Source organism: Rhizobium sp. ERR 942, assembly GCF_007828395.1.
Classification (GTDB): Bacteria; Pseudomonadota; Alphaproteobacteria; order Rhizobiales; family Rhizobiaceae; genus Rhizobium; species Rhizobium dioscoreae.
This window is the reverse complement of the sequence record NZ_VIUA01000001.1, coordinates 315,374-340,550: the sequence shown is the minus strand read 5'-3', so window position 1 is coordinate 340,550 and position 25,177 is coordinate 315,374. Positions and strand designations below refer to the sequence as shown.

The 25,177-nt window shown below is 59.7% G+C and carries 24 protein-coding genes; 5 read left to right on the top strand and 19 right to left on the bottom strand.

Features of this window, described 5'->3' with window-relative positions; all coding sequences use genetic code 11:
• Positions 1-103 precede the first annotated feature (103 nt).
• Positions 104-1,699, bottom strand: coding sequence for a phosphoglycerate dehydrogenase (gene serA / locus FBZ97_RS01630; RefSeq protein ID WP_145316167.1), 1,596 nt, complete (start codon positions 1,697-1,699; stop codon positions 104-106).
• Between the two features lie 139 nt (positions 1,700-1,838).
• Positions 1,839-3,017, bottom strand: coding sequence for a phosphoserine transaminase (locus tag FBZ97_RS01625; protein ID WP_145316165.1), 1,179 nt, complete (start codon positions 3,015-3,017; stop codon positions 1,839-1,841).
• Positions 3,018-3,284: 267 nt separating this feature from the next.
• Between FBZ97_RS01625 and FBZ97_RS01615 the strand changes: the two genes are divergently transcribed.
• On the top strand, positions 3,285-4,070 hold the full coding sequence (locus tag FBZ97_RS01615; protein WP_229002024.1) for a glycosyltransferase family 25 protein: 786 nt from the start codon (positions 3,285-3,287) through the stop codon (positions 4,068-4,070).
• A 10-nt stretch (positions 4,071-4,080) separates the two neighbouring features.
• On the opposite strand, the gene FBZ97_RS01610 is transcribed toward FBZ97_RS01615, so the two are convergent.
• Complete coding sequence (locus FBZ97_RS01610; protein ID WP_145316163.1) at positions 4,081-4,896, bottom strand: outer membrane protein; 816 nt, start codon at positions 4,894-4,896, stop codon at positions 4,081-4,083.
• 244 nt (positions 4,897-5,140) lie between these two features.
• Positions 5,141-5,992: an outer membrane protein gene (locus FBZ97_RS01605; RefSeq protein ID WP_069611818.1), complete on the bottom strand. Its 852-nt coding sequence runs from the start codon at positions 5,990-5,992 to the stop codon at positions 5,141-5,143.
• Between the two features lie 398 nt (positions 5,993-6,390).
• Between FBZ97_RS01605 and FBZ97_RS01600 the strand changes: the two genes are divergently transcribed.
• A complete protein-coding gene (locus tag FBZ97_RS01600) occupies positions 6,391-6,873 on the top strand; it encodes an SH3 domain-containing protein (RefSeq protein ID WP_233788675.1) in 483 nt (160 codons plus the stop codon).
• A gap of 87 nt (positions 6,874-6,960) precedes the next feature.
• On the opposite strand, the gene glmM is transcribed toward FBZ97_RS01600, so the two are convergent.
• From glmM to ybgC, 11 genes are all read right to left on the bottom strand, one after another.
• On the bottom strand, positions 6,961-8,313 hold the full coding sequence (gene glmM, locus FBZ97_RS01595) for a phosphoglucosamine mutase (protein ID WP_113330341.1): 1,353 nt from the start codon (positions 8,311-8,313) through the stop codon (positions 6,961-6,963).
• 373 nt (positions 8,314-8,686) lie between these two features.
• The gene (ftsH, locus tag FBZ97_RS01590; RefSeq protein WP_113330342.1) at positions 8,687-10,630 is read right to left on the bottom strand and encodes an ATP-dependent zinc metalloprotease FtsH; all 1,944 of its coding nucleotides are present in this window, start codon (positions 10,628-10,630) and stop codon (positions 8,687-8,689) included.
• 116 nt (positions 10,631-10,746) lie between these two features.
• On the bottom strand, positions 10,747-12,072 hold the full coding sequence (gene tilS, locus FBZ97_RS01585; RefSeq protein ID WP_145316161.1) for a tRNA lysidine(34) synthetase TilS: 1,326 nt from the start codon (positions 12,070-12,072) through the stop codon (positions 10,747-10,749).
• 5 nt (positions 12,073-12,077) lie between these two features.
• Positions 12,078-13,085 carry a tol-pal system protein YbgF gene (gene ybgF / locus FBZ97_RS01580; protein ID WP_145316159.1) on the bottom strand — a complete coding sequence of 336 codons (1,008 nt, stop codon included), beginning with the start codon at positions 13,083-13,085 and terminating at the stop codon, positions 12,078-12,080.
• A 161-nt stretch (positions 13,086-13,246) separates the two neighbouring features.
• The gene (gene pal / locus FBZ97_RS01575) at positions 13,247-13,780 is read right to left on the bottom strand and encodes a peptidoglycan-associated lipoprotein Pal (RefSeq protein ID WP_069611823.1); all 534 of its coding nucleotides are present in this window, start codon (positions 13,778-13,780) and stop codon (positions 13,247-13,249) included.
• 153 nt (positions 13,781-13,933) lie between these two features.
• Positions 13,934-15,238: a Tol-Pal system beta propeller repeat protein TolB gene (gene tolB / locus FBZ97_RS01570; RefSeq protein ID WP_069611824.1), complete on the bottom strand. Its 1,305-nt coding sequence runs from the start codon at positions 15,236-15,238 to the stop codon at positions 13,934-13,936.
• Between the two features lie 28 nt (positions 15,239-15,266).
• On the bottom strand, positions 15,267-15,596 hold the full coding sequence (locus FBZ97_RS01565; RefSeq protein ID WP_145316157.1) for a cell envelope integrity protein TolA: 330 nt from the start codon (positions 15,594-15,596) through the stop codon (positions 15,267-15,269).
• A gap of 86 nt (positions 15,597-15,682) precedes the next feature.
• Entirely contained in the window at positions 15,683-16,906 is a 1,224-nt protein-coding gene (locus tag FBZ97_RS01560) for a hypothetical protein (RefSeq protein WP_145316155.1), read from the bottom strand.
• Between the two features lie 9 nt (positions 16,907-16,915).
• Positions 16,916-17,374 (bottom strand): protein TolR, encoded by a 459-nt coding sequence (gene tolR, locus FBZ97_RS01555; RefSeq protein WP_145316152.1) that lies wholly within the window; start codon positions 17,372-17,374, stop codon positions 16,916-16,918.
• A 27-nt stretch (positions 17,375-17,401) separates the two neighbouring features.
• A complete protein-coding gene (gene tolQ, locus FBZ97_RS01550; RefSeq protein WP_145316150.1) occupies positions 17,402-18,124 on the bottom strand; it encodes a protein TolQ in 723 nt (240 codons plus the stop codon).
• A 416-nt stretch (positions 18,125-18,540) separates the two neighbouring features.
• Entirely contained in the window at positions 18,541-18,996 is a 456-nt protein-coding gene (gene ybgC, locus FBZ97_RS01545; protein ID WP_069611881.1) for a tol-pal system-associated acyl-CoA thioesterase, read from the bottom strand.
• Positions 18,997-19,130: 134 nt separating this feature from the next.
• Between ybgC and FBZ97_RS01540 the strand changes: the two genes are divergently transcribed.
• From FBZ97_RS01540 to FBZ97_RS01530, 3 genes are read left to right on the top strand one after another with little or no spacing between them, the layout of a single operon-like run.
• Positions 19,131-20,351: an NAD-dependent epimerase/dehydratase family protein gene (locus FBZ97_RS01540; protein ID WP_145316148.1), complete on the top strand. Its 1,221-nt coding sequence runs from the start codon at positions 19,131-19,133 to the stop codon at positions 20,349-20,351.
• Complete coding sequence (locus tag FBZ97_RS01535; protein ID WP_246661701.1) at positions 20,351-21,214, top strand: glycosyltransferase; 864 nt, start codon at positions 20,351-20,353, stop codon at positions 21,212-21,214. The genes FBZ97_RS01540 and FBZ97_RS01535 overlap by 1 nt, the downstream gene beginning before the upstream one ends.
• Positions 21,211-22,161, top strand: a complete 951-nt coding sequence (locus FBZ97_RS01530; protein ID WP_145316146.1) for an NAD(P)-dependent oxidoreductase — start codon at positions 21,211-21,213, stop codon at positions 22,159-22,161. The genes FBZ97_RS01535 and FBZ97_RS01530 overlap by 4 nt, the downstream gene beginning before the upstream one ends.
• Here FBZ97_RS01530 and FBZ97_RS01525 read toward each other — a convergent pair.
• Genes FBZ97_RS01525 through ruvB form a run of 4 tightly spaced genes read right to left on the bottom strand, consistent with a single transcriptional unit; the run spans position 22,106 to position 25,140 of the window.
• Positions 22,106-22,669 (bottom strand): DinB family protein, encoded by a 564-nt coding sequence (locus FBZ97_RS01525; RefSeq protein ID WP_145316144.1) that lies wholly within the window; start codon positions 22,667-22,669, stop codon positions 22,106-22,108. The two genes, FBZ97_RS01530 and FBZ97_RS01525, sit on opposite strands and share 56 nt — an antisense overlap.
• A gap of 12 nt (positions 22,670-22,681) precedes the next feature.
• Complete coding sequence (locus FBZ97_RS01520; protein ID WP_186449433.1) at positions 22,682-23,191, bottom strand: NUDIX hydrolase; 510 nt, start codon at positions 23,189-23,191, stop codon at positions 22,682-22,684.
• A 5-nt stretch (positions 23,192-23,196) separates the two neighbouring features.
• Positions 23,197-24,099: a metallophosphoesterase gene (locus FBZ97_RS01515; RefSeq protein ID WP_145316142.1), complete on the bottom strand. Its 903-nt coding sequence runs from the start codon at positions 24,097-24,099 to the stop codon at positions 23,197-23,199.
• Positions 24,100-25,140, bottom strand: coding sequence for a Holliday junction branch migration DNA helicase RuvB (ruvB, locus tag FBZ97_RS01510; protein ID WP_113250509.1), 1,041 nt, complete (start codon positions 25,138-25,140; stop codon positions 24,100-24,102).
• Positions 25,141-25,177 lie beyond the last annotated feature (37 nt).

Genomic DNA, 25,177 nt, shown 5'->3' with positions numbered 1-25,177 from the left:
ACCATAAAGAAAGCCCGGCGCAACTCGCGTCGCACCGGGCTTTCAGACTGGCTCTTGGGAGGAGCGAACTCTGTAGCTGCACCCTTCTTCAGGGCGGGCAGGCTCAGTCGACGTTGAAGACCAGCGGCTTTGCCTGGCGGATCGCCTGATGCGCCGTCAGCTTACCGAGCACCTCATCGCTGATCGGGCCGTCGACATAGAGAAGCGCGATGGCATCGCCACCCTGCTTGTCGCGGCCGAGCTGGAAGTTGGCGATGTTGACGCCCGCGGAGCCGAGCGTCGTGCCGATGAAGCCGATCATGCCGGGAACGTCGGTATTGGCGATATAGACCATGTGATTGCCGACATCGGCATCGAGGTTGATACCCTTGATCTGGATGAAGCGCGGCTTGCCGTCCGAGAAGACGGTACCGGCGACGGAACGCGTCATGCTGTCGGTGGTCACCGTGAGCTTGATATAGCCGTCATAGACACCGGTCTTGTCACGCTTGACTTCGGCAAGCACGATTCCCTTTTCCTTGATCATGATCGGGGCCGAAACCATGTTCACATCGGCAACCTGATTGCGGATCAGGCCGGCGAGCAGCGCGCTCGTCAGAGCCTTGGTGTTCATGTTGGCGGTGACGCCGTCGTAAAGGATCTCGATTTCCTTGATCGGATCGTCCGTGACCTGGCCGACGAAAGCGCCGAGAACATCGGCAAGCTTGATGAACGGCTTCAGGATGGGCGCTTCTTCCGCCGTGATCGAGGGCATGTTGATGGCATTGGAGACGGCACCCTTCATCAGGTAATCCGACATCTGTTCGGCGACCTGAAGCGCGACGTTTTCCTGGGCTTCGGTCGTGGAAGCGCCGAGATGCGGCGTGCAGACGACATTCGGAAGGCCGAAGAGCGGGCTTTCCTTGGCCGGCTCGACTTCGAAGACGTCGAAAGCGGCACCGGCGACGTGGCCGGACTTGATGGCGGCAGCAAGGGCTGCCTCATCGACGAGACCACCGCGGGCGCAGTTGATGATGCGCACGCCCTGCTTCATCTTGGCGATGGCAGAGGCGTCGATGATGTTGCGGGTCTTGTCGGTCAGCGGCACATGCAGCGTGATGAAGTCGGCGCCGGCGAAGAGCTCATCAAGCTCGACCTTAGTCACGCCCATTTCCTCGGCGCGTTCCTTCGACAGGAAGGGGTCGTAGGCCAGGACATGCATCTTCAGGCCGAGGGCGCGGGCAATCACGATGGAGCCAATATTGCCGGCGCCGATGATGCCGAGGGTCTTGCCGGTGATTTCGACACCCATGAACTTCGACTTTTCCCACTTGCCGGCCTGTGTCGAGGCATCGGCAGCCGGAAGCTGGCGGGCAACGGCAAACATCAGTGCGATGGCGTGTTCGGCGGTCGTGATCGAATTGCCGAACGGCGTGTTCATGACGATGATACCGCGGCGCGAGGCAGCAGGAATATCGACATTGTCGACGCCGATACCGGCGCGGCCGACGACCTTCAGGTTCTTGGCCGCTTCGATGATCTTCTCCGTCACCTTGGTGGCGGAACGGATGGCAAGACCATCGTAATTGCCGATGATTTCGAACAGCCTGTCCTTGTCCTTGCCAAGCTGCGGCTGGAAATCGACTTCGACGCCGCGATCGCGGAAGATCTGGACGGCGGTTTCCGACAGTTCGTCGGATACGAGAACGCGAGGTGCCATGGAGGCCTCCTGAAAAGTCAGCTAAGACGAGCAATCCCACGAAATGCGAAACGGCTTTCCGGTCAGAATTGCATGAAAACAATGAGAATTCGGAATGCTGGGCTCCGCCTCACCGGCGGAGCCATAAACGCTTCAAACCTCAGGCAGCAGCCTGGGAGAGCGTCGCCTTCTGCGTTTCGAAAGCCCAGGCGAGCCAGGGCATCAGCTTCTGCATGTCGGAAACTTCGATCGTCGCACCGGCCCAGATGCGCAGGCCTGACGGCGCGTCGCGGTAATGGCCGACGTCATAGGCGACGCCTTCCTTTTCGAGGAGTGCAACCAGGCCCTTGGCAAAATTCGCCTGGCCATCGGCATCGAGAGCGACGACATCCTTGTCGACGATCTTCAGGCAGACGGAGGTGTTGGATGCTGTCTCGGCCTTGACGGCGAGATTGGCGATCCAGTCGTTGGCGGCAACGAAATCGTGGATGACCTTGGCGTTGGCATCGGCGCGGCCGATCAGCGCCTTGAGTCCGCCGAGATCCTTCGCCCAGAGGAGAGCATCGATATAGTCTTCGACGCAGAGCATCGAGGGCGTATTGATCGTCTCACCGGTGAAGATGCCTTCGATCAGCTTGCCACCGCTGGTCATGCGGAAGATCTTCGGCAGCGGCCAGGCCGGCTGATAGGTCGTCAGGCGCTCGACGGCGCGCGGCGACAGGATGATGACGCCATGGGCGCCCTCGCCGCCAAGTACCTTCTGCCAGGAGAAGGTGACGACATCGAGCTTGGCAAAATCGAGGTTCTGAGCGAAGGCTGCCGAGGTGGCGTCGCAGATCGTCAGGCCCTTGCGATCGGCGGGGATGAAATCGCCATTCGGAACACGAACACCCGAGGTGGTACCGTTCCAGGTGAAGACCACGTCGCGGTCGAAATCGACAGCGGAAAGATCGGGCAGCTCGCCATAGCCGGCTTCGAGCTTGCGGACGTCCTTGAGCTTCAGCTGCTTGACGACATCGGTGACCCAGCCGGCACCGAAGCTTTCCCAGGCGAGCATGTCGACGCCGCGTTCGCCGAGCAGCGACCAGAGCGCCATCTCGACGGCACCGGTGTCGGAAGCGGGAACGATGCCGATGCGGTAATCCGCAGGCACTTCCAGAATTTCGCGAGTGAGATCAATGGCCTGCTTCAGCTTTGCCTTGCCGACTTTCGCGCGGTGCGAACGGCCAAGAGCCGCGTCGGAAAGAGCGCTAAGCGTCCAACCGGGACGCTTCGAGCATGGACCAGAAGAGAAATGGGTATTATTCGGACGGATGTCCGGCTTGGCGAGCTTAGTCATGATGCTATCCTCTCAGATAGAAAGCCCTTCGTTGGGGAAGGGTGTCCCGCCGCCGGATATATTGGAAGCCGCCCGCAAGCGCAATAGTAAAAATTATGGATGGCACTCCCTCACGAAGTCGTGCAGAAAGTGTGATGACATGCAAGTTACGCGCAATGGAAATAAGCCAAATTTGGCTCCATAAAAGCTGGATTCCGTGCAGACGCGCAATCATATAAGACGGTGAGCGCGCCAATTTTGCGCCGATAGAAATAACAAGTGTGCCCGATGTCCCTAACTGCACTCGCCGAAAACCCTTTGATGCCCGTACAGGCCATGCCGGTCTATTTGATCAATATCGATCGCGCGGCAGAGCGGTTGGCCGAGATCCAGCGGCAAAGCGAGGAATTCGGCTTCCGATTCGAACGCATCGATGGCATCGATGGCGCGCTCGTCCCGCGCGACCAATGGATCGATGTCGACCATGTCCGTTTCCAGCGCCGACATGGCCGGACCATTCTGCCCGGCGAATACGGCTGCTACCGCAGTCACTTGACGGCTCTGCGCCAGTTTCTGGCAAATGGCGGCGAAATAGCCATCATCATCGAAGACGATGTCGCCTTGGATGCCGAGTTTCTGGCACGTGCCGCGGCAGCCAGGGAAGCCGCGCCAGCCGCCGATCTCATCAAGCTTGTCAATCACCGTTGGAACGGCTTTCGCGCCATGGCGCGCAGCCTCAAGGGAGATATCGTCGGGCGTTGCCTGTTCGGTCCACAGGGTTCCACCGCCTGCTATCTCGTCACGCGCCGCGGCGCCGAGAAGATCGTGAAATCGCTCTCTGTGATGTCGCTCCCCTGGGATGTAGCCGTCGAGCGCGGCTGGGACATGCATATATCCATCGTCAGCACGCGCGCGAATATTGCCGGTTTCAGCCGGCTGCAGAGAACGACCATGATCGGCTGGCGCCGCGATTATCGAGCAGCCAAATCTTCTGCCCTGCGGCGTTTTCCGGCGCACATTTTTCGAACCTTGGATTTCTTTCGCCGCATCGCCTATGTGCTGACGACGCCATAGGCGATGAGCCTTACCAAGTGGTGATCCGCAGGCCGACACGAATTTCGTGACGCGACAATGCCCCGTCGCGGCCTGTGGTGGCGCTGGCCGCAGAATCGCCAAACATGTCACCGCCGGCGATATGGGAGAAGCGATAGCCGAGATCGACCTTCACATTCGGCGCGACTTCATAGGCGACACCCGCCATCAAGGCATAGGTCATGCGCCAGTCACTTTCGCCAGGATATCGAGCACTGACCGACGCAGCACCGCCACAACCCGATGCGCCATCAAGACAGGAGCCGGTGACATTGACGCTGTTCCAGGAAACCCGCGTGGCACCAAGACCGGCGCCGACATAGGGCGTGAAACCCGCAAGCGTCCCGAGATCGACATAGCCGTTGACCATGAGGCTGCCGGCCCTGAAGGAGGAACGGGCCTTTGTGGAGCATCCCGTGCCGCCGGACCCGCCGGAACACGGCGAATCGCTCGAAATGCGGCCATTGAAATCACCGCTGAAGAAATCGCCTGACACGTCGGCGCGAAACAGATCGTTGAATTGATAGCCGATACCAAGGCCGCCGGAGAAATCCCCGCCGAACCGGGTGGAATCAAAGCTGCTCGAACTGTAATCGCCACCCGCAGGATCATAGGCACGAAGTCTCGTATCCGTGCGGCTGGCGTTGACCGCATAGCCCACATCGCCGCGCACATACCATCCTCTGGCATCCTTGACGCTGACCTCCGGCATCTTGATTTCCGGTGGTGCTGCATCGGCCGCAAAGGCAATACCCGCCGATGCGCCTGCCATCGCTGCGGCCAGCGCCAAAGCGTCAAAACGGATCATTACCCCTCGCCTTCCATCCTCGGGCCGACGCCCGCGCGTCGAATCGGCTGGCCTGTGCTTCCTCGCAATATCCTCAAAAAGAGGATCCGATGCAGGAAGGCGGCCATTCTCATTTCATTAACCATAGGGAATTCATGGTTAATGAAGCTTTAAAACAGCGCGGAATTACTTAACGGAATGGGAAAAAGAAAAAGCCGCCCGGAAGAAACCGGACGGCTTTTTAATAACGTGGATTGGATATTGCTTACTTGTAGACCGACGGCTGAACCGGGATATCGGCCGGCGGCATGTAGCTTGCGGTCTGGCAGCCGCCGAAGGTGTAGCGGGCACCGATGCGGGCTTCGTGCAGGTTCAGACCCTTGTCGTAGCCGGGACCGCCATTCTCGTTGTAGCCGAACATGTCGCCGCCCTGAACGTGACGGTAGCGATAGCCAACATCGGCCTTGAGATTGCAGCTCAGGTCGATGGATGTACCGGCCATCAGCGCATAGGTGAAGCGCCAGCTGCCGCGGCCATTATGCGTCACAGACCCGTCGCAGGAATCCGGGTTGGCGTCCGAGCACGACGTGTTCTTCAGATTGCTCCACTTGACATAGGTGCCGCCGAGACCGCCACCGACATAGGGGGTGAAGATGCCGTAAGTACCGAGATCGACATAAGCGTTGGCAAGCAAGCTATAGGCCGTCAGCGAAGCGAGATCGCGAGAGGTCGCCGCGGTCGGAGTAAAGCCCGGGCCGCAGGCGCCGCAATCGCCCTTCGTGGAGCCCTTGAAGTCGGACTTGAAGAGATAGTCGAGCGTCAAGTCCGTGCGCAGGTAGTTGTTGATCTGGTAACCGACACCGCCGCCGAGCGTGACATTGCCGTCCAGCTTCGCACGATCGAAATCGACCAGGCTGGAATTGGAGCCCTGGAAGTAGTTGGCACCGCGCAGGTTCGTGAAGGCATAGCCGACATCGCCGCGCAGATACCAGCCGCTGGATTGGGCGACGGTCACTTCCGGCGCCGGCTGAACCGGTTCCGGTGTATAGAGATCAGCAGAAAAGGCCGACGTGCCAACAAGCAAAGTGGCAAGTGCCCCTATCAGGGTTTTCATCATGGCTTTGGCTCCAAATTTCTTGCCCTTGGCGCAGCAAATGCTTGCCAATTGAAAAGACATGACAGGGATAATGATGAAAAGGAGTTAAAACCTGATTAACTACGAATATTTACCCTGTTTATTCAGAAATTATACTCTATTTTATATATTAGAGAACATTGATTTTTAAATAAAGAGAATGGGATACGATTACCCGCTTCCTCTATTTCCTCACAGGAACACAGCGTCCGGGCACAAAGCCAGGCCCGACCCTCTAAACCAATTGGCAAGAAACAAACCATTACAGTGCTTCGGCCGGGAGATAATTCAGGAGGAAGTCGCTGACTTACCGTCGAACAATATGGGCCGGCCTGGGCCTTGCTCTTATCTTCTTGAGCTCCGTCACACTGGCAGGCACGATGCCGGTCAAGCCGGCGGCAGCCACGGCCACTGCTTGGAACAAAGGGCGCGAGACGGGCTTGCCGATCCCGCGCTACGTTTCGCTCCGAGCTCATAAGGCGCGCATGCGCGTCGGGCCTTCGACGATCTATGCCACGAAATGGATCTATATGAAGCCGGGTCTTCCCTTGGAAATCATCGACGAATATGGCCATTGGCGACAGGTGCGCGATGATACCGGAGTGACCGGCTGGATGCACAGCGCCCTGCTCTCCGGAACACGGACGGCCGTAGTCGCCCCGTGGCTGACGAAGAATGCCATGCTGCGCACCGATCCGAATCCCGCCGCCAAGGCAATCGCGGAGCTGCAGCCGCGCGTACTGGTCTCGCTGCAATCCTGCACTGGGACCTGGTGTCGTGTTTCGGTCCGGGAGCATTCCGCCAGAGGCTATGTCAGGCAGGACAAGCTTTGGGGCGCCTATCCCGGAGAAATGTTCCAGTAGGCTGACCATCATGCCGAAACTGAAAATACTATGGCCGCCTCGACGAGGCGGCCATAGTATTATTCCGGAATTACTTCTTTCGTTTGCTCAAGCGGCCGAACGCACACTCGAGATCACGTCGATCAGTCCGCCGACGATACGTTCGATCTGGCCGCGATCGTCGCCTTCCGCCATGACGCGGATCAGGGGCTCGGTGCCGGAAGGGCGGATCACCAGACGGCCGTTGCGGGAAAGCTCGCTTTCCGCATCGGCAATTGCCTGGCGCACCTGAATGTCCTCCAGTGGCTTGCCGCCGGAAATGCGGACATTGCGCAGCAGCTGCGGTACCGGTTCGAAACGGCGACAGACTTCACTGACCGGCTTGCCCGTGCGCTTCACCGCAGCAAGGATCTGCAGCGCAGCCACGAGGCCGTCGCCCGTCGTGCCATAGTCGGACAATACGATGTGGCCGGACTGCTCGCCGCCGACATTGTAATTGTGCTGGCGCATATGCTCGACGACATAGCGGTCGCCGACGGCCGTGCGCGCAAGCGACATGCCACGATCGTCCAGGAAGCGCTCGAGGCCGAGATTGGACATCACGGTTGCGACAATACCATTGCCGCGCAGCGTCTGGCTCTCGGCCCAGCTTTCGGCAATGACGGCCATCAGCTGGTCGCCGTCGATGATCGTGCCGGTCTCATCGACGATGATGACACGGTCGGCATCCCCATCGAGCGCGATACCGATATCGGCGCGGACTTCGTCCACCTTTTTCTGCAGGGCAACGGGGCTGGTGGAGCCGCAGTTCAGATTGATATTCGTGCCATTCGGCTCATTGCCGATGGTGACGACGTCGGCGCCGAGCTCCCAAAGAGCGGCCGGAGCGACCTTGTAGGCGGCGCCGTTGGCACAGTCGATGGCGATCCGCAGACCCTGCAGCGTCACATCGCGCGGCAGCGTGCGCTTGGCATGTTCGATATAACGGTCATGCACGCCATCGATACGCTTGGCGCGACCGATATTCTCCGACTTGGCAAGATGCTCCGACATGTCCTTGTCGAGCATCTCCTCGATTCTCATTTCCAGATCATCGGAGAGCTTGTAACCATCCGGCCCGAAAAGCTTGATGCCGTTATCCTCGTAGGGATTGTGCGAGGCAGAGATCATCACGCCGATATCGGCGCGCAGCGAGCGCGTCAGCATGGCGACAGCGGGTGTCGGGATAGGGCCGAGAACGAAGGCATCGACACCGGCCGCGGTAAATCCCGCCACCATGGCATTTTCCAGCATATAGCCGGAAAGGCGCGTATCCTTGCCGATAACGACGCGATGGCGATGGCTGCCTCGATGGAAGATCGTGCCGGCAGCGATACCTACGCGCATGGCAAGATCCGGCGTCATCGGATAGATATTGGATTGACCGCGAATTCCGTCAGTTCCGAAATAACGACGTTTCATATGCACTCCTGTCGTTGCCGCGTCCTCATCGGGACTGCAGCGGCATCGATATCGCCGCCCCAAAGCAAGCGACACTGCAAACATCGATGCTTGTGGCTCATGCCACAGATTGTAAAACTCGGCACTTAAATTACCGAGAACGCCTATTACAACGCGTTACCATTAATAAGCACTAAAAAACCGTACCAGGTCGAGACCGACAATAGTCCAATTCACAGCCTACTGCCTCCGCATTACTTTGCCCCACCCGCCAGTTGCCACAAGGGCTGATCAACATCGGAAGCGTTACGCCTTTCTGCCCTCTCCGAAACAAAAGGCCAGTCACCTGAAACAGGTGGCTGGCCTCTCAACCGAGATTGAACGCCTCGCGCCTTTAGCGCGGCTGTGGTTCGAAACCGCCTTCGGGTTCATCGCCCTTGGCACCGACTGAACCGTCCTTCTTGGCGCCGGTCTTCGGGACGGCCGAACCACGGCTCGGCGGCGTATCGTCACCGAGGTCGCGCGCCGGCTTTTCGCCGCGGATCAGCGCCTTGATTTCCTCGCCCGTCAACGTCTCATATTCGAGCAGGCCTTCCGCCAGTGCGACGAACTCATCGTGCTTGGAGGTGAGGATATCCTTGGCCTGCTGATAGGCTTGGTCGATCAGACGGCGAACCTCGTTATCGATCTTCTGAGCCGTTGCTTCCGAAACGTTCTTGGATTGCGAAACGGAGTGGCCGAGGAAGACTTCCTGCTGGTTCTCGCCATAGGCGACCTGGCCGAGCTCGTCGGAGAAACCCCACTGCGTGACCATCGCACGGGCAAGCTTGGTCGCCTGCTCGATATCGGAGGATGCGCCGGAGGTGATGTTCTCCTTGCCGAAGGTCAGCTCCTCGGCAACGCGGCCGCCCATCATGATGCAGAGGCGCGACACCATCCACTTGTAGCTCATCGAGTAGCGGTCGCCCTCGGGGAGCTGCATGACCATGCCAAGCGCACGGCCGCGCGGAATGATCGTCGCCTTGTGCAGCGGATCTGCGACAGCGACATTGAGCGCCGTAATCGCGTGACCGGCTTCGTGATAGGCGGTGAGCTTCTTTTCCGCCTCGGTCATGGCCGAAGAGCGACGCTCGGCGCCCATCATAATCTTGTCCTTGGCGTCTTCGAATTCCTGCATCGTCACCAGTCGCTTGTTGCGGCGGGCGGCCATAAGAGCGGCTTCGTTGACGAGGTTCATCAGATCCGCACCGGAGAAACCGGGCGTACCGCGGGCGAGCGTCTTGAGATCGACATTCGGAGCCAGCGGCACGTTGCGGGCATGAACCTTGAGGATGCGCTCGCGGCCGACGATATCCGGGTTCGGCACCACAACCTGACGGTCGAAACGGCCTGGACGCAGCAGCGCGGGGTCGAGAACGTCGGGACGGTTGGTCGCGGCGATCAGGATGATGCCTTCATTGGCTTCGAAGCCGTCCATCTCGACCAGCAGCTGGTTGAGCGTTTGTTCGCGTTCGTCGTTGCCACCGCCGAGACCGGCACCACGATGACGGCCGACGGCATCGATTTCGTCAATGAAGATGATGCAAGGCGCATTCTTCTTGGCCTGCTCAAACATGTCACGGACACGGCTTGCACCGACGCCGACGAACATTTCGACGAAGTCGGAACCGGAAATGGTGAAGAACGGCACATTGGCTTCGCCGGCGATGGCGCGCGCCAGAAGCGTCTTACCGGTACCGGGAGGCCCGACGAGCAGAACGCCGCGCGGGATACGACCGCCGAGGCGCTGGAACTTCTGCGGATCGCGCAGGAATTCGACGATTTCTTCCAGATCCTGCTTGGCTTCGTCGACACCGGCGACGTCATCGAAGGTGACGCGGCCATGCGCCTCCGTCAGAAGCTTTGCCTTCGACTTGCCAAAGCCCATGGCGCCGCGCGAGCCGCCCTGCATCTGCCGCATGAAGAACAGCCAGACGCCGAGGATCAGGAGCATCGGCAGCAGCGTGCCGAGATAGCTCAGGAAGCTCGAGGAGCCATCCGATTCCGGACGGCCGACGATGTTGACGTTCTTGCTTTGCAGGCGTTCAAGCAGGCTGTCATCCACGACCGGAGCATAGGTCTGGAAGGGCGTGCCGTTTTCGACATAGCTGCCGACAACGCGGTTGCCCGTGACGGTCACGTCACGAACACGACCGGAATCAACTTCCCGGAGGAACTGCGAATACGGTATTTCCCTGGAGCCTGTTTGTGCCGGCGCGTTCTGAAACATGCTGAACAGGGCAATCAACAGCAGAGCTATGATTGCCCACAGAGCGAAATTACGAAAATTAGGGTTCATCGAACTCCCCAGCACTGAAACTTCCGCCGCTTGAGCGACGGCATTACTTGATCCCTAACATAGGGTTGCGCCAAGCCCTTGCCAAGGCAAACCGCATCGCCGCATGTTTTTTCCGTCTATAGGACCGAAAGCGGCAGCCGCATATAGGCTTCGCGGCCAAAAGCCGCAGAAAGGCGATTGGCGAATGTGAGGTCAAATCGTGTCAAAAAGCGGTCGAAGGGCGCAAGATAGGGCACAACCGTCACCGCTGCCGCCTTTGCCTCCCCTTCCGTCGCCGCGAGCGGCATCGCCGCCCGGGCGCGCAGCACCACGCCCTTCGGGATAGTCGCTGGAAAAATCATCATATTTTCCGTGCCTGCTGCGACGATCCGAGCCGGGGCCTTGCCCGAATTACTGATCTCGAAACGACCGTCCCAAATGCCTTTCGCGCCCGGCAACAGCCTCAGCGGCGCGATATTGCGGCTTTCCCGCATAAGATAGAGTCCATCGCGCCTGAGGTCGAACACCACGCCGCCGGCCGTACGTCGACCGGGGCTGGCACTGTTCACAAATTCGAGAACGCGCTCCATTTGCACATGTCCAGGCGCATACGCCTTACCGCCAAAGACGGCGGCAAGATAGGAAAGCGCATAAGCGACAGCTGCCCGATCCGCCGAAAGTCCGGCTCGATCGATGACACAAGACGCCTGTGCGTGAATTGTGACCCAATCATCGAGCCATGCAGCCGCTCTCTCGGAAAGAGCTGCGCGATCGGCGCCGCCATCCACAGGCACACCTGCCATCGGCTCCGCTTGGAGATCTCTGCGCGTACGCACACGCTCGTATTTTATATCCTCATTGCTTGGGTCGTCGAACCAGGATAGGCCATGCCTCCCGAGAAAGGTCCTGATATCCGCCCGCCGACAGGCGAGAAACGGCCTGACGATCCAGATGCGCCGATCGAACAAGACCGCATCAGCAATGCCTGTGCCATGACCGCCCTGCCCGCGGCGCGCGCTGCGCATCGCCATCGTCTCGCGCTGATCATCAAGCGTATGGGCTGTTACGATCACATTGGCCGAAATATCGGAGGCCAGGTCTGCGAGCAATCCGTAGCGCGCTTCACGCGCAGCCGCCATGATGCCGGTCTCGGGCTTTTCCCCCTCCCAGCGGCGGACGAAATGCGGAATGCCGCGCGAAGCACAGAATGCCGCGACCTCGCGCGCCTCATCTGCTGCTGCGGCGCGCAGACCATGATCGATGGTCGCAGCGCTCAGAGTAATATCTTTGTGAGGATGAGATTTCAGCCGCTCGGCAAGGGCAATCAGAAGCCCGGTGGAATCACTGCCGCCGGAAACGGCGACCAGAACATGAGCAGGCTTCGAAAGAGAATGAAGAAATTCCGTCGCGGCGGCTTCGGGCATCAGGACTGTGGCACCGCTGGTCACAGCGTCAATGGGCATGGCAATCAGCAGGCAAGCCGCTTCTCTTCGCTGGCAACCTTGCCGGTCACAGCCTTGGAGGCCTTGGGATAACGCTTGGTCACTTCGCGAAGCGTGGCGCAGGCCGTGTCCTTGTTGTCGAGCGCCGCAAGCGACATGCCGAGCTTCAGCAGCATTTCGGGCGCCTTTTCGGAGGTGCTATATTTCTGATGCGCATTCAGAAAAGTCTTGGCGGCCTCGTTATACTTGCCTTGCGAATAAAGCGCTTCGCCGAGCCAGAAATTCGCATCCGCAGCCCGGGAGCTGCTCGGGTAGCTGTCGAGATACTGACGGAACTCCTGTTCGGCGACGCTATAGTCGCCGGACAGGACATGACCGTAGGCAGCCTTGTATTGGTCGTTCTCGCTGCCGAGCGAAGCCGTCTGCGAGCCGGAGCCCGCGCTTGGCGGCGCGCCCGAACCATTGTTGGCCCCCGTCATCGAGGAACCGATCTGATCGCCGCTCTGGTCGAACTGGATAGAGCCAAGCTGGCTCGGCGGCTTGCCACCGCCGGCGCCGCGCGGCGCGGCATTGCCGTTCTGCGAATCGGTAATGACGCCGGCAATATCGTCCTGCTGGCCACCGCTCTGGGCAGGCACATCGGCCTCGCTCTTCTTCATCGTCCCACCGGCAGCCGGCGCAGCACCGCCGCCGCGCTTTTCAAGCTGCTGGAAGCGGAATTCATTGTCTTCCTGCGCCTTGCGGATTGTTTCCTGCATCTGCAACAGCTGATAGCTCATTTCCTCGACACGGCCATTCAGCTGGCGCATCTGGTCCTCAAGCTGCTGCAGGCGAACTTCGGCATCGCTGTTTTGAACGTTGATGACCGGCGCCTGGCCGTATTGTGCTTGTCTTTGGGAATTGCCGGAAGCCGATTGCGCGGAAGCCTCGCGGCCCCCGAGATGGATTCCGAACAACGACAAGGCAGAAGCATCGCGTTCGCTGCCCACGACGGCAGCGAGACAAAGCATGCTCGCCACGACAAGTTTTTTCATATGGATCTTCCTGTCCTATTGATTCTTCGGGCCGGAGGGCTCGAACAGGAGATTTTTACAATTGCTCTCAAAAAGCAACGGAGTTCGGCCAAAGTGTGGTCAAAAAAGTAAAGGCGGCCAGGAGGCCGCCTTTTGCATTTCGATCGGTCTTTCTTCGCCTATCAGGAGCCGGCGCCGTTGAGCACGGTGACAGCGCGGCGATTCTGCGACCAGCAGGATTCGTTGTCGCAAGTAGCGACCGGGCGCTCCTTGCCGTAGGAAATCGTCTTCATGCGGTTCGCGGGAACACCGCGCGAAGCGAGGTAGTTTTTCGCAGCTGCTGCGCGACGTGCGCCAAGAGCAAGATTGTACTCGCGCGTGCCGGTCTCGTCGGCATGACCTTCGACCGTGATGGAGTAGTTCGGATAACGGGCGAGCCACTGGGCCTGACGATCGAGCGTCTGGGCAGCTTCGGAGCTGATGGAGGAGCTATCAACAACGAAGAAAACGCGGTCGCCGACATTGACCGTGAAGTCCTGCGGCGAGCCCGGAGTAGCATTGCCGGCACCGTTCAGGCCAAGACCGTTGGCATCGTTCGGCAGACCCTTCTTGGAAGCGCAGCCAGCCAGAGAAAGGCCGACGAAAAGCGCGATCATGATCGGGTTGCGTGCGAGGTTTTGCATGTGGCCGACGGCCTGGGTTGCGGTACGGCTCATGGCCGGTCTCTCCTATAAGTCTCTATCAGGGTTGCCAGACTGTAACCGGGTTCGGTTAATCCGATTCCAACAAGTATGGTTAATGATGTCCTAAAATTGTCGCCAAACGGTCCAGTCACAGGACTTTGCGGCGATAAAGTGGCGAGCCCTTCATTACTCGAGAAGCGGCGACCATGCCGGGTCAGAAGCGAAGCCCGGCGTCGGGATCTTCTGTTCGTTATAACCGGTCAGGTCGATCGAATAAATTTGCGGCCCGCTTGCGCCGGACGGCGCGCGGAAGAACATGATGACGCGGCCGTTTGGCGCCCAGGTCGGTCCCTCGCTGTAGGAGCCGGAGGTCAGGATTCGCTCACCGGAACCGTCTGGTTTCATGACGCCGATGGAAAAGTTGCCGCCGGCACGCTTGGTGAAGGCGATGAGATCGCCGCGCGGCGACCAAACCGGCGTGGAGTAGGAGCCGTTACCAAACGAGATGCGGCGCTGGTTGGAGCCATCGGCATTCATGACATAGATCTGCGGCTGTCCACCGCGGTCGCTTTCGAAGGCAACCTGCGTGCCATCCGGCGAATAGGACGGCGAGGTATCGATCGCGGCCGTCGAGGTCAGGCGTGTCGTGGTGCGCGAGCGCAGGTCCATCGTGTAGATATTGGCATTGCCTTCCTGCTGCAGACTCATGATCACGCGCTGCCCGTCCGGCGAGAAGCGCGGCGAGAAGGTCATGCCGGGGAAGTTGCCGACCAGTTCGCGCTGGCCCGTCTGCAGCTGCAGCAGATAGACGCGCGGCTGCTGGTTGGCGAAAGACATGTAGGTCACTTCCTGCCGGTTCGGCGAGAAGCGTGGCGTCAGCACGAGGTCACTGCCGTCGGTCAGCATGCGCACATTGGCGCCGTCCTGATCCATGATGCCGAGCTGCGTCTTGCGGGCCGTCTTCGGACCGCTTTCGGCGACGAAAACGACGCGGGTATCGAAATAGCCCTTTTCGCCGGTGATCTTCTGATAGATCGCATCGGCGATGATATGCGCGACACGGCGCCAGTTATCCGGCTGGGCGAAGAACTGCTGGCCGATCATCTGGCTGTTGCCGAACGTATCCCAGAGGCGGAATTCGGCGCGAAGGCGGCCGCCTTCCTGCGTGACGCGGCCGGTCACGAGAGCCTGCGCGTTGATCGAGGTCCAGTCCTGGAAGCGCGGGGTCGAATCCGGATTGGTGATCTTCTCGATGAAGGCCTGCTTGTTGATCGGAGCGAACAGTCCGGAGCGCTGCAGGTCGGCGGCGATCACGCTCGAGATCTGCGGGCCGAGCGTATCATTCGACAGAAGGTCGGTGATAGCGATCGGCATGGGCTGGACGTTGCCCTTGTTGATGTTGAGCTCGACCACGGCATAGGCCGGAGTGGATGCCACAGCCATCAGGCCTGCTAGCACCAGCAGGAGACGAACGAGGGAGTTTCTGATCATATGTATCAAGCCTTTCAGCATTAATTCGTCAGAGAGCCGGTTCGAAGTTGAGGGTGACTTCTTTCCAGTCGTCATAGTGATCTGTTGGCAGATTCTTGAACGGGGCAGCCCGGAGCACGGCTCGCATTGCGCTTGCCGCGATGGCTTGCTGTGTCGCCTTGGGACCGCCGGTTGCGGTAACCTTTGGCTCGCCCACGATTTCTCCGCTTCGGCTGAGCTTGAGATGCACATGGACGCGGACATGCTTCACACCCTCCAGGCCGGGAGCGACGTTCCAGTTTCTCGCGACAGCGTAGCGGATACTGTCCCTGGTCGAATTTTCATGCTGCCGCGTAGGGCTTGCAGCCTGCACCGACATGGAACTAGCCAACATCATCCCCAAAGCCGCAAGCAAGCTCATGCCGAGACGGGGACAGTGGTTCGTCAAAAGCCGCACTCCCCGCATCACATCCCCAGATCCGCTGCGCTGAAGTTGACGACGACTTCCTGCCAATCCTCATATTTGTCCGCCGGAAGAATCGTCATGAACTCCGATTGCGCGCGAAGAACCGCGCGTACAGCGGCAGATTGCATGGCACCTTGTGTCGAAGCCGGTCCGCCATTCGTCGTGGCTTCCGGCTGACCGACGATCTGTCCGGATTTATCGAGCTTGAAGTGCACCTTAATTCGCACGTCGCCAGCGCCTTCAAGGCCGGGTGGGAGGTTCCAGTATTTCTGGATCAGATCGCGCAAACCGTCCTGCTGGCTCTGGCTGAGCTTTCCGGCGCCAAGCGACTTCTTGCCGCCAAGCGAAGCGACCTGGGTATCGGCGCCTGCGGAAGCCTGCTGCGATGAGCGCTTCGCGCCGCCTTTCGACGAGGTGTTGTTGAGAAGATCGTTGATCTGATCGGCGAGACCATCGTCAAGGCCCTTGCTGGAGGCCTTTGGCGTCTGGCGCTTCTTGTCGGCGTCCTTCTTGCCGTCGTCTGCCGAGGTGGTCTTGCTTGTGCTCTGCGTCGTCGTCTTGTCCGTCGGCTTGGCGTCGGCGACCTTCACGTCCGGCTTCGGCGTCGGCTTTACTTCCGGCTTCGGCTCGGCAGCCTTCGGCGGCGTCGGCTGCGGCTTCACATCCGGCACGGGAACGTTGTTTGGCAGCTGAATTTCAGCTTGTTCCGTCGGCTGCGGCGTCGGCGGGGTCGGCGTGGCGTCGGCCTTCGGGGTCGGCGGCGTGGGATCGGGCTTCGGCGTCGGCACTACATCCGGCTTCTGCTGCGGAATGGCGGCCACTTCCTTGGGCGCGGCTTCGGTATCCTTCTGTTCGATCGTCTTGACGTCGTTCGGCTTCGGATCGTCCTGCGGAACGGGCGCATCCACCTTCTTCGGCGCCAGGGCCGCAGTCTCGCTCTCCGGCCTTTGCGTCGGCACGACCGGGTTCTTGATGTCGACTTTGTTCTCGCCGGTATTCTGGGCGTTGGCGACCTGATCCTGCTTGGTCGTCGGCTTGCGCGCGGCGTGATCCGTCACCGGTGCCTTCTTCTCGCCCTGCTGAAGCTGGTCAGCCTGCACGATATCGACATCCATTGCCGTGCTTTCCGGCGTCTCCAACGGCGCCGGCGCACTCAGCGTCACCATGGCGCCGATCAGCACCAGGATGTGAATGACAGCAGATGTAGCAAGACTGCGCTTCATGTCGGTTCGTCAGTGATCCGTTATCTGCTGCGTGACCAGACCGATATTCTTGTAACCGGCTTCCTGAATACGCGACATGACATCAGCGATGACGCCGTAAGGCGCCTTGCCGTCACCACGCACGAAAATGCGCTCGTTATAGCCAGTCGTCGCGATCGCCTTCAGCTTGTCGGCGATCTCGGCCACGTTAATCTGCGTCTCCTGCAGGAAGACCTGACCGTCGGCCTTGATCGAAATGGTGATGGGCTGGGTCTGGGCGTTCAGCGCGCCGGCCTGCGTTTGCGGCAGGTCGATCGGCACGCCAGATGTCATCATCGGCGCCGCTACCATGAAGATGATCAGCAGCACGAGCATGACGTCGACCAGCGGCGTTACGTTGATATCGGCGATCGGGCCACCTCGGCCTCCGCCGCGACGACCGCCACGGCGGCCACCGCCGCCGCCCTTGCCTCCAACAGACATTGCCATGTGAGTTACTCCGGTTCTGTCCGCGACTTACTGCGCAGCCTGGCGCGGCTGCAGCTTCTCATCGATCTGGCGCGAAAGGATGGCAGAGAATTCATCCGCAAAGCCTTCCATACGCGCCGAAAGCTTGCCGGCATCGCCGGAGAACTTGTTGTAGGCGATAACAGCCGGGATAGCGGCGACCAGGCCGATCGCTGTTGCCAGCAGCGCTTCGGCAATACCCGGCGCGACAACCGCAAGGTTGGTCGACTTCGAACCGGCAATCGCCTGGAACGAGGTCATGATACCGACGACCGTACCGAAGAGACCGATGAACGGACCGGCGGAGCCGATGGTCGCAAGGGACCCGAGACGGGCCGTGAGATGTTCCGATTCACGCGCCAGCGTCACGTCCATGGCGCGGTCGATACGCATCTGCAGGCCGATCGGCGAGCGGGCGCCGCGCTCGAAGGATTTCTTCCATTCGCGCATCGCTGCGACGAAGATGGCGCTGAGGCCCGTATTGTTGCGCTCCGAAAGCGTGCGGTAGAGTTCTTCGAGCGACTGGCCAGACCAGAAGACCTGCTCGAAATGATCGAACTGCCGGCGTGCCCGCGCGTAGCTCAGATATTTGTCGATGACGATCGCCCAGGTCCATACGGACGCTGCCAGCAGGCCGATCATAACGAGCTTGACCACCAGGCCCGCCTGCATGAAGAGCGACCAGAGGGTGATGTCCGGTGTGGTGGCCGCTGCCAGTGCTACTTGTTCCATTGATCCAAAATCCCCGAATCCAAACGCCCGGCGCTAGACCGGGCGGCTAAAAGTGATCTCACAAGAATTGTTTGGCAGCCGCCGCTGAACGCCCTGGTCAAGCCTTCCAAGCTTACAACTGCCTTCTTGCCGTCAAATTTGGTCAAAGGAAGGCGTGCACCGCACAAACTCCGACATAACCAGTAAGACACTATTATGGTTAAAAGAATGTTAGCGTCGAAACATGAAGGATTTAACGGCGGCGAAGGTTATTCTAGCTCCAGGGAAGAACTGACCGGACGAAACCGGCGGCAAACGCAGACAAATCTTGCGCGGCGAATTCCTTCACATAAAACTCAAGTTATTGCAAGCTGCCAGTTGCCAATCACCGTCGGCCCTCGACGAGACCGTCGTCACCGATCGAGGAGAACTTGAGTTCAACCGGCACTTTCCGATGCGGTCAGCATCTGTGCCGCCAGCTTTTCCGGCAGCCGGCGCGGGCGCCCCTTGGCGTTGATGACAGCGATGATGACCTTGGCTGCTATCAGCAGCATATCGTCGCGCCGGATCTCCTGGGACAGTACCATCTTGGCGCCGCCAGCCTTTTCGGTGACGGTCCGGATCGTCAGCACGTCATCCATGCGCGCCGGCCCCTTGAAATCGATCTCCATGCGATGGACGACGAAAACCAGCCCCTCCTCGTCGGCATTCAGGAGTTCACGCTGTTCCACGCCGAGACAACGCAGATAATCCGTGCGTCCCCGCTCGAGGAAATGAAGGTAGCGCGCGTGATAGACGAGCCCGGAAAAATCCGTATCCTCATAGTAGACTCGCTGCACTAGCCGGTGGCTTCCGGCTTCCAGTTCCCCAGCAATCAGAAAGGGGCTGTTCATCGTTGCCGCATCTCCTTGAATGTCCGGCACCTCTTTGGCCGAAGTTCTGCCATCAAGCAAGCTTTGAACAATTGTCATAAACTCCGACTATCCGGAACGCACCGGCTAGCGGATCGGCATAGAAGGAAGATCCTATGAAAATTGCGGTTATGGGCGGTGACGGATTCATCGGTTGGCCAACCTCTCTTCACCTCTCCGACGCCGGTCATGAGATCCATATCCTCGACAATCTTTCCCGCCGATGGATCGATACCGAGCTGGGTGTCCAGTCGCTGACGCCGATGGATTCGATTCAGGAACGCACCCGCATATGGCACGCCGAAACTGGCCGCCGGATCCATTTCCACCTGATCGATTTGGCCAAGGACTATGAGCTCCTGAAGAAGTGGCTGGCCGAGCATCGCCCCGACGCGGTCGTACATTTCGCCGAGCAGCGCGCCGCCCCCTACTCGATGAAGAGCGACCGCCACAAGAACTACACGGTCAACAACAACGTCAACGCCACCCATAACCTTCTGAACGCGCTGGTGGACCTCAATCTCGACGCGCATCTCGTGCATCTCGGCACGATGGGCGTCTATGGCTATTCGACGATCGGCGCCGCTATCCCCGAAGGCTATCTACCCGTCGGCATCGAGACGACCGATGGCCGCACCGTCAGCCAGGAGATCCTCTATCCGGCCAATCCTGGCTCGATCTACCACATGACGAAGTGCCTCGATCAGCTGCTGTTTCAGTTTTATGCCAAGAATGACGGGCTGAGGATTACCGACCTGCATCAGGGCATCGTCTGGGGCACGCACACGGAACAGACGCGCCGTCACGAACAATTGATCAACCGTTTCGACTATGACGGCGACTATGGCACCGTGCTCAACCGCTTCCTCATCCAGGCGGCGATCGGCTATCCCTTGACCGTACACGGCACCGGCGGCCAGACCCGCGCCTTCATCCATATCCAGGACTCGGTGCGTTGCATCGAACTGGCGCTAAAGAACCCGCCGGCCCGCGGCGCCCGCGTGGAAATCTTCAACCAGATGACGGAAACGCATCGCGTGCGCGATCTCGCCGAGATGATCGCCAAGATGAGCGGCGCGGAAATCGTGCGCCTACCCAATCCGCGCAAGGAGGCTCCGGAGAACGAGCTGATCGTCAAGAACGACAAATTCCTCGATCTCGGCCTGGCGCCGATTACACTCGAGGCGGGTCTTCTCGGCGAAATCGTCGATGTCGCCAGGAAATATGCCTATCGCGTCGACCGCTCGCGCGTCCCGGCCATCTCCGCCTGGACCAAGGATCTCGCCGCGACGGTCAACCATGATCCCGAGGGCAAGAGGTTGAAATCCGTGTCATGATGCCGGGTAGCGAAATGCTGCAGGGATTGCGCCCGCAAACCCGGCCCCGCGCCGGCCAGGCGTTTGTGACGCTCGTCACGAATGCTGATTATGCCATGGGTGCCGTTGCGCTGGCGCGCTCGATCGTCCACAGCGGCACCAAGGCCGATATCGTCGTGCTGCATACTGAAGGGGTTGGCGAAAACGACCTCGCCCCATTGGCAGCATTCGACTGCCGGCTGGTGGAAGTCGAGCATCTTCCCTTGTCGGAAGCCTTCAACGAGCGGCATGCCCGCGGCAATCTGCACACCGCGGCTCCCTTTACCAAAGGTCGCAAGCCTTCCTTCCACACGCCGCTCGACAATTTCTGCAAACTGCGGCTCTGGCAGCTGATCGAATACGACACCTGTGTCTTCATCGATGCAGACGCGCTGGTGCTGCGCAATGTCGATAGGCTCTTCGACTATCCGGAATTTTCGGCAGCACCGAATGTCTACGAAAGCCTTGCGGATTTCCATCGGTTGAATTCCGGCGTCTTCGTCGCCAAGCCGTCGCTTGCGACCTTTCGGCACATGCTGGAACGGCTCGATCGCCCCGACGTCTTCTGGCGCCGCACGGATCAGACCTTCCTCGAAGCCTTCTTCCCGGATTGGCACGGACTGCCAATCTTCATGAACATGCTGCAATATGTCTGGTTCAGCATGCCTGACCTCTGGAACTGGAACAGCGTCTCGATCCTGCACTATCAATATGAAAAGCCCTGGGAGGAAAACCATCCCAAAGCCGAACAGCTGAGACCGCTGATCGAGCTGTGGCATAGCTTCCATACCGGCCGGAACCTGCCCGATATCGCCACACTTACAAATCCGCAGGCCGCGGCATGAAGGTCCTCATCTCGGGCGGAACAGGCCTCGTCGGCCGATACATCGCCGAAGAGCTGCTATCAGCCGGATACAAGGTTGCGATCGGCGGGCGCAATCCGCCTCCCTCGGGCCTCTTTTCGCAGCCTGTCTCTTTTGTCCCCTTAAGCCTTGATCCGACGGGAAATCAGAGCAGCGCTTTCGACGATGCCTATTTTTTTGTGCACGCCGCCTTTAGCCATGTCGCCGGTAAATATCGCGGTGGCGAAGGGGAAGATCCGGAAGGCTTTCGCCGGCTCAATCTCAATGGGACGGTTAAGTTGTTCGAGACGGCGCGGAAGGCCGGCATTCGTCGCTGCATCTTTCTCTCCTCCCGTGCTGTCTATGGAGACGGGATTTCCGGAGAGGAGCTGACCGAGGCGATCAAGCCGATGCCAAACACGCTCTACGGTGAGGTGAAGCGCGACGCTGAACACGCACTTTTTTCTCTGTCCACGCCTGGCTTTGCGACCACGAGCCTGAGAGCGACAGGCGTCTATGGCGACCTGCGACCGAACAAATGGGGCGCGTTGTTCGACGACTATCTGAGCGGCAGGCCGGTTCCCGCGCGCTCTGGAACCGAGGTTCATGGCCGCGATCTAGGCCGCGCTATCCGTCTTTTGCTGGAGACGGAAGCTGCCCGCATTGACGGCCAAGCCTTCAATCTCTCCGATATACTCACCGACACGCGCGAAATCCTGGGGTATCTTCAAAGCGCAACCGGCTGTCCGCACGCGCTGCCAGCGCCTACAGCATACGAAGCCAATGCCATGAATACGTCGAAGATCCGCGCGCTCGGATGGAAGGGCGGCGGAAAGGCGTTGCTACAGCCGACGATCGAAACGCTGGCGAAGACGATGTCGCCACAAGTCGATCTCAGCGCATCAGCTTCGTTTCGTCCCAACCAAGCGCTGCCAATTCATCGCCCCTGAAGCGCGCATCGTCTGAAACGATGAACTCGTCGAGCTGCGGCGGCGCGACGCTGGTTCCAGCGAGCATCGCATGCACCTGACCGCGATGATGCGTCTGATGCTGGAACAGATGGTTCAGCACATCGTCCGCCCTCTCGCGCTGGATGCGGCCGTCGCGTTGGATATCGATGATCCGCATCGCAGTCTCCGGCGTCAGCGCCTCGCAGAACGCGACCAGCCTGCGATCGACATCGGCCTGTTCCTGGCTCAGCTCGTCCAGCCGATCATAGGGCTCCTCGATGTCAAAAGCTTTGAGGCCCAGAGTCCCGCCTTCCAGCGCATCGACATAGAACCAGTCCACCGTCAGAATATGATTGAGGGTTGCCTTGATCGACGGAAAGAAGCTCACGCGCTTGGCCTCAAATTCGCCGGGCCGCAGGGCCGCACAGGCACGATGCAGTCGGACATTCGCCAATGCGCTGTTATAGGCAAGCTTGCGAAAGCTGCGAACCGGATCGAAAGCGGACATAAAGCCTCCTCTTCAAGCCTTGTCGAGATCACCATCCCGCCAGACAAGATGGCGAGACATCAGCGGCAGGTTTTCGATTTCTTCGGCGATGAAGTAGGGTGGGATATCGAGCGCCACCAGCGCTTCCCGTGTCGCTCGCACCCATTTGAACTCCAGCTCATCAGCGCCATCCTGGATCCGATGCACGATCTTCGCAGGATCGAAGGGAAAATCCGCCGGAATCTCCATCAGGTAGTAGAGGCCGAGCTCATGCCAATCCATCTCTTCGTAATGGAAGAAATTCTCGACCGACCAGAGCAGACGCCCGACCGTAACGTTAACGCCGATCTCTTCCATCATCTCACGCCGCAGGGTCTCCTCCGAGGTCTCGCCGATCTCCGCCCGACCGCCGGGAAAGGTCCAGAACGTCTCATGCACGGCGCGATGCACCAGGACATGGCCGTCGCGAAATCCAAGCCCCGCGATGCGCATCTGGAAGCGCTGGGAACCGGCATTCAATCTGATGAGCTTGCGTTTCGACATGATCCCTATCCCACGTCGATCACGACGATTTCAGGCGGCACGCCGAAGCGTACCGGCGCGATGGAGCAGCCAAGGCCGCCGGACACGATAATATGGCGCTCCTCCTCGACGATATGGCCATAAACATACCGGTCACCGTAACGCGAGGGCGAATAAGGCGACCAGCCGAAAATTCTTACCTGCCCGCCATGGGTGTGTCCTGACAAAGTGAGCGAGACACGCTGGGGAACAGCAGGAAAGATATCGGGCTCATGGGCCATAAGGATCACCGGCGCGTCGTCGCCGATCTGCGCCATCGTGCCGCCGAGATCGTCCAGACCCTTGGTAAGCGGCCTCTTCCAGCGCATGCTGCGACGCAAGGCCAACTGGTCCTCGACGCCAGCAAGCCAGAAGCCTTGTCCATTCTTCTCCAGGCGCGCCGCGCGATTGGAATAGACTTCAATACCGACAGCTTCCAATGCCCGATGGCTGAATGTCGGGCCATGACCGGTTCTTTGCGCAGTCGAATCATGCCACCAGTCGTGATTACCGATGATAGCATGGACACCGAGCGGCGCCTTCAGCTTCGCAAGCTCTGCCGCCCAGACGCGATGATCGACACGGCTGGTAATGAGATCTGTTCCTGACGTGTAATCGCCGAGCAGCACGATGATGTCGCCACCGAGTTCGTTGGCATGGGCACAGATCGACGCGATGCGCTCGGCATTCATCCACGGCTCGCACGCATGGAAATCGGCGAGTGCAACGATTCTGAGTTTCAATCCGGAGGTCCATCCCGGTGGGGTCAGCGCATAGCGGGTGACGTTGAGACGAACGACCGGCTCGTATCCGAGGGCATATCCCTCGAGTGCCATCAATCCGAATATGCTGCCGCCGAAAAGCTTCAGGAAGGCACGACGGCCGAGCATTCAATCTTCCTCCCGGAACAACCCGAACTGCGCGGCCTCCAGATCCTTGGGCGGCTGCATGCCGAGATGTTTCCAGGCAATCGCGGTCAAAACACGGCCGCGCGGCGTACGCTGAATAAAGCCCTGCTGGATCATATAGGGCTCGATAATATCCTCGATGGCATCCCGCGGCTCGGAAAGCCCGGCTGCAATAGTTTCGATACCCACAGGCCCGCCGCCGAAATTGACCGCGATCATATTGAGGTAGCGCTTGTCGAGCTGGTCGAAACCAACATTATCAACGAGAAGCCGTGTCAAGGCCTCGTCGGCAATCTCGCGCGTCACCGCTTCGACCTTGGCGACTTCGGCGAAATCGCGCACGCGACGCAGCAGGCGGCCGGCGATGCGCGGCGTACCGCGGGCCCGTCGCGCAATTTCCCGCGCGCCTTCATCCGTCATGCCGAGGCCCATCAGCCTGGCACCGCGCCGAACGATCAGCTCAAGCTCCTCCACCGTATAGAAGCTCAGCCGAACCGGAATGCCGAAACGGTCGCGCAGCGGCGTTGTCAGCAGGCCGAGGCGGGTCGTGGCCGCAACCAGCGTGAACTTGGCGAGATCGATCTTCACCGAACGCGCCGCCGGCCCCTCGCCGATGATCAGATCGAGCTGGAAATCCTCCATGGCCGGATAGAGGATTTCCTCGACGGCCGGATTGAGACGATGGATTTCGTCGATGAAGAGCACGTCGCGCTCTTCGAGATTGGTCAGCAGCGCCGCCAGATCGCCCGCTTTGGCGATGACCGGGCCGGATGTCGAGCGGAAATTGACGCCGAGTTCCTTTGCCATGATCTGCGCCAGCGTCGTCTTGCCAAGGCCGGGCGGGCCGACGAACAGGACATGATCCAGCGCCTCACCGCGGCCCTTGGCCGCTTCGATGAAGACCTTCAGATTGGCGCGCGCTTCCGCCTGGCCGGTAAACTCGTCCAGCGATTGCGGCCTGAGCGTCGCATCGATGTCTTCGCCCCGCTTTTCCGGCGATATCAGACGTGCGGCTTCACTCATGTCAGAGGTTCCATTCCCGGTATGCGTTTCGCAGGTC

Coding starts and splice junctions, on each gene's coding strand:
- FBZ97_RS01615 (WP_229002024.1), top strand. CDS start 3,285: ATGTCCCTAACTGCACTCGCCGAAAACCCTTTGATGCCCGTACAGGCC.
- pal (WP_069611823.1), bottom strand. CDS start 13,780: ATGAGCCGTACCGCAACCCAGGCCGTCGGCCACATGCAAAACCTCGCA.
- FBZ97_RS01560 (WP_145316155.1), bottom strand. CDS start 16,906: ATGAAGCGCAGTCTTGCTACATCTGCTGTCATTCACATCCTGGTGCTG.
- tolR (WP_145316152.1), bottom strand. CDS start 17,374: ATGGCAATGTCTGTTGGAGGCAAGGGCGGCGGCGGTGGCCGCCGTGGC.
- FBZ97_RS01565 (WP_145316157.1), bottom strand. CDS start 15,596: ATGTCGGTGCAGGCTGCAAGCCCTACGCGGCAGCATGAAAATTCGACC.
- tilS (WP_145316161.1), bottom strand. CDS start 12,072: ATGCCCATTGACGCTGTGACCAGCGGTGCCACAGTCCTGATGCCCGAA.
- FBZ97_RS01530 (WP_145316146.1), top strand. CDS start 21,211: ATGAAGGTCCTCATCTCGGGCGGAACAGGCCTCGTCGGCCGATACATC.
- FBZ97_RS01600 (WP_233788675.1), top strand. CDS start 6,391: ATGCCGGTCAAGCCGGCGGCAGCCACGGCCACTGCTTGGAACAAAGGG.
- FBZ97_RS01515 (WP_145316142.1), bottom strand. CDS start 24,099: ATGCTCGGCCGTCGTGCCTTCCTGAAGCTTTTCGGCGGCAGCATATTC.
- FBZ97_RS01525 (WP_145316144.1), bottom strand. CDS start 22,669: ATGTCCGCTTTCGATCCGGTTCGCAGCTTTCGCAAGCTTGCCTATAAC.
- ybgF (WP_145316159.1), bottom strand. CDS start 13,085: ATGAAAAAACTTGTCGTGGCGAGCATGCTTTGTCTCGCTGCCGTCGTG.
- FBZ97_RS01520 (WP_186449433.1), bottom strand. CDS start 23,191: ATGTCGAAACGCAAGCTCATCAGATTGAATGCCGGTTCCCAGCGCTTC.
- tolB (WP_069611824.1), bottom strand. CDS start 15,238: ATGATCAGAAACTCCCTCGTTCGTCTCCTGCTGGTGCTAGCAGGCCTG.
- tolQ (WP_145316150.1), bottom strand. CDS start 18,124: ATGGAACAAGTAGCACTGGCAGCGGCCACCACACCGGACATCACCCTC.
- FBZ97_RS01610 (WP_145316163.1), bottom strand. CDS start 4,896: ATGATCCGTTTTGACGCTTTGGCGCTGGCCGCAGCGATGGCAGGCGCA.
- FBZ97_RS01605 (WP_069611818.1), bottom strand. CDS start 5,992: ATGATGAAAACCCTGATAGGGGCACTTGCCACTTTGCTTGTTGGCACG.
- FBZ97_RS01535 (WP_246661701.1), top strand. CDS start 20,351: ATGCCGGGTAGCGAAATGCTGCAGGGATTGCGCCCGCAAACCCGGCCC.
- FBZ97_RS01540 (WP_145316148.1), top strand. CDS start 19,131: ATGAAAATTGCGGTTATGGGCGGTGACGGATTCATCGGTTGGCCAACC.
- ybgC (WP_069611881.1), bottom strand. CDS start 18,996: ATGAACAGCCCCTTTCTGATTGCTGGGGAACTGGAAGCCGGAAGCCAC.
- ftsH (WP_113330342.1), bottom strand. CDS start 10,630: ATGAACCCTAATTTTCGTAATTTCGCTCTGTGGGCAATCATAGCTCTG.
- FBZ97_RS01625 (WP_145316165.1), bottom strand. CDS start 3,017: ATGACTAAGCTCGCCAAGCCGGACATCCGTCCGAATAATACCCATTTC.
- glmM (WP_113330341.1), bottom strand. CDS start 8,313: ATGAAACGTCGTTATTTCGGAACTGACGGAATTCGCGGTCAATCCAAT.
- serA (WP_145316167.1), bottom strand. CDS start 1,699: ATGGCACCTCGCGTTCTCGTATCCGACGAACTGTCGGAAACCGCCGTC.
- ruvB (WP_113250509.1), bottom strand. CDS start 25,140: ATGAGTGAAGCCGCACGTCTGATATCGCCGGAAAAGCGGGGCGAAGAC.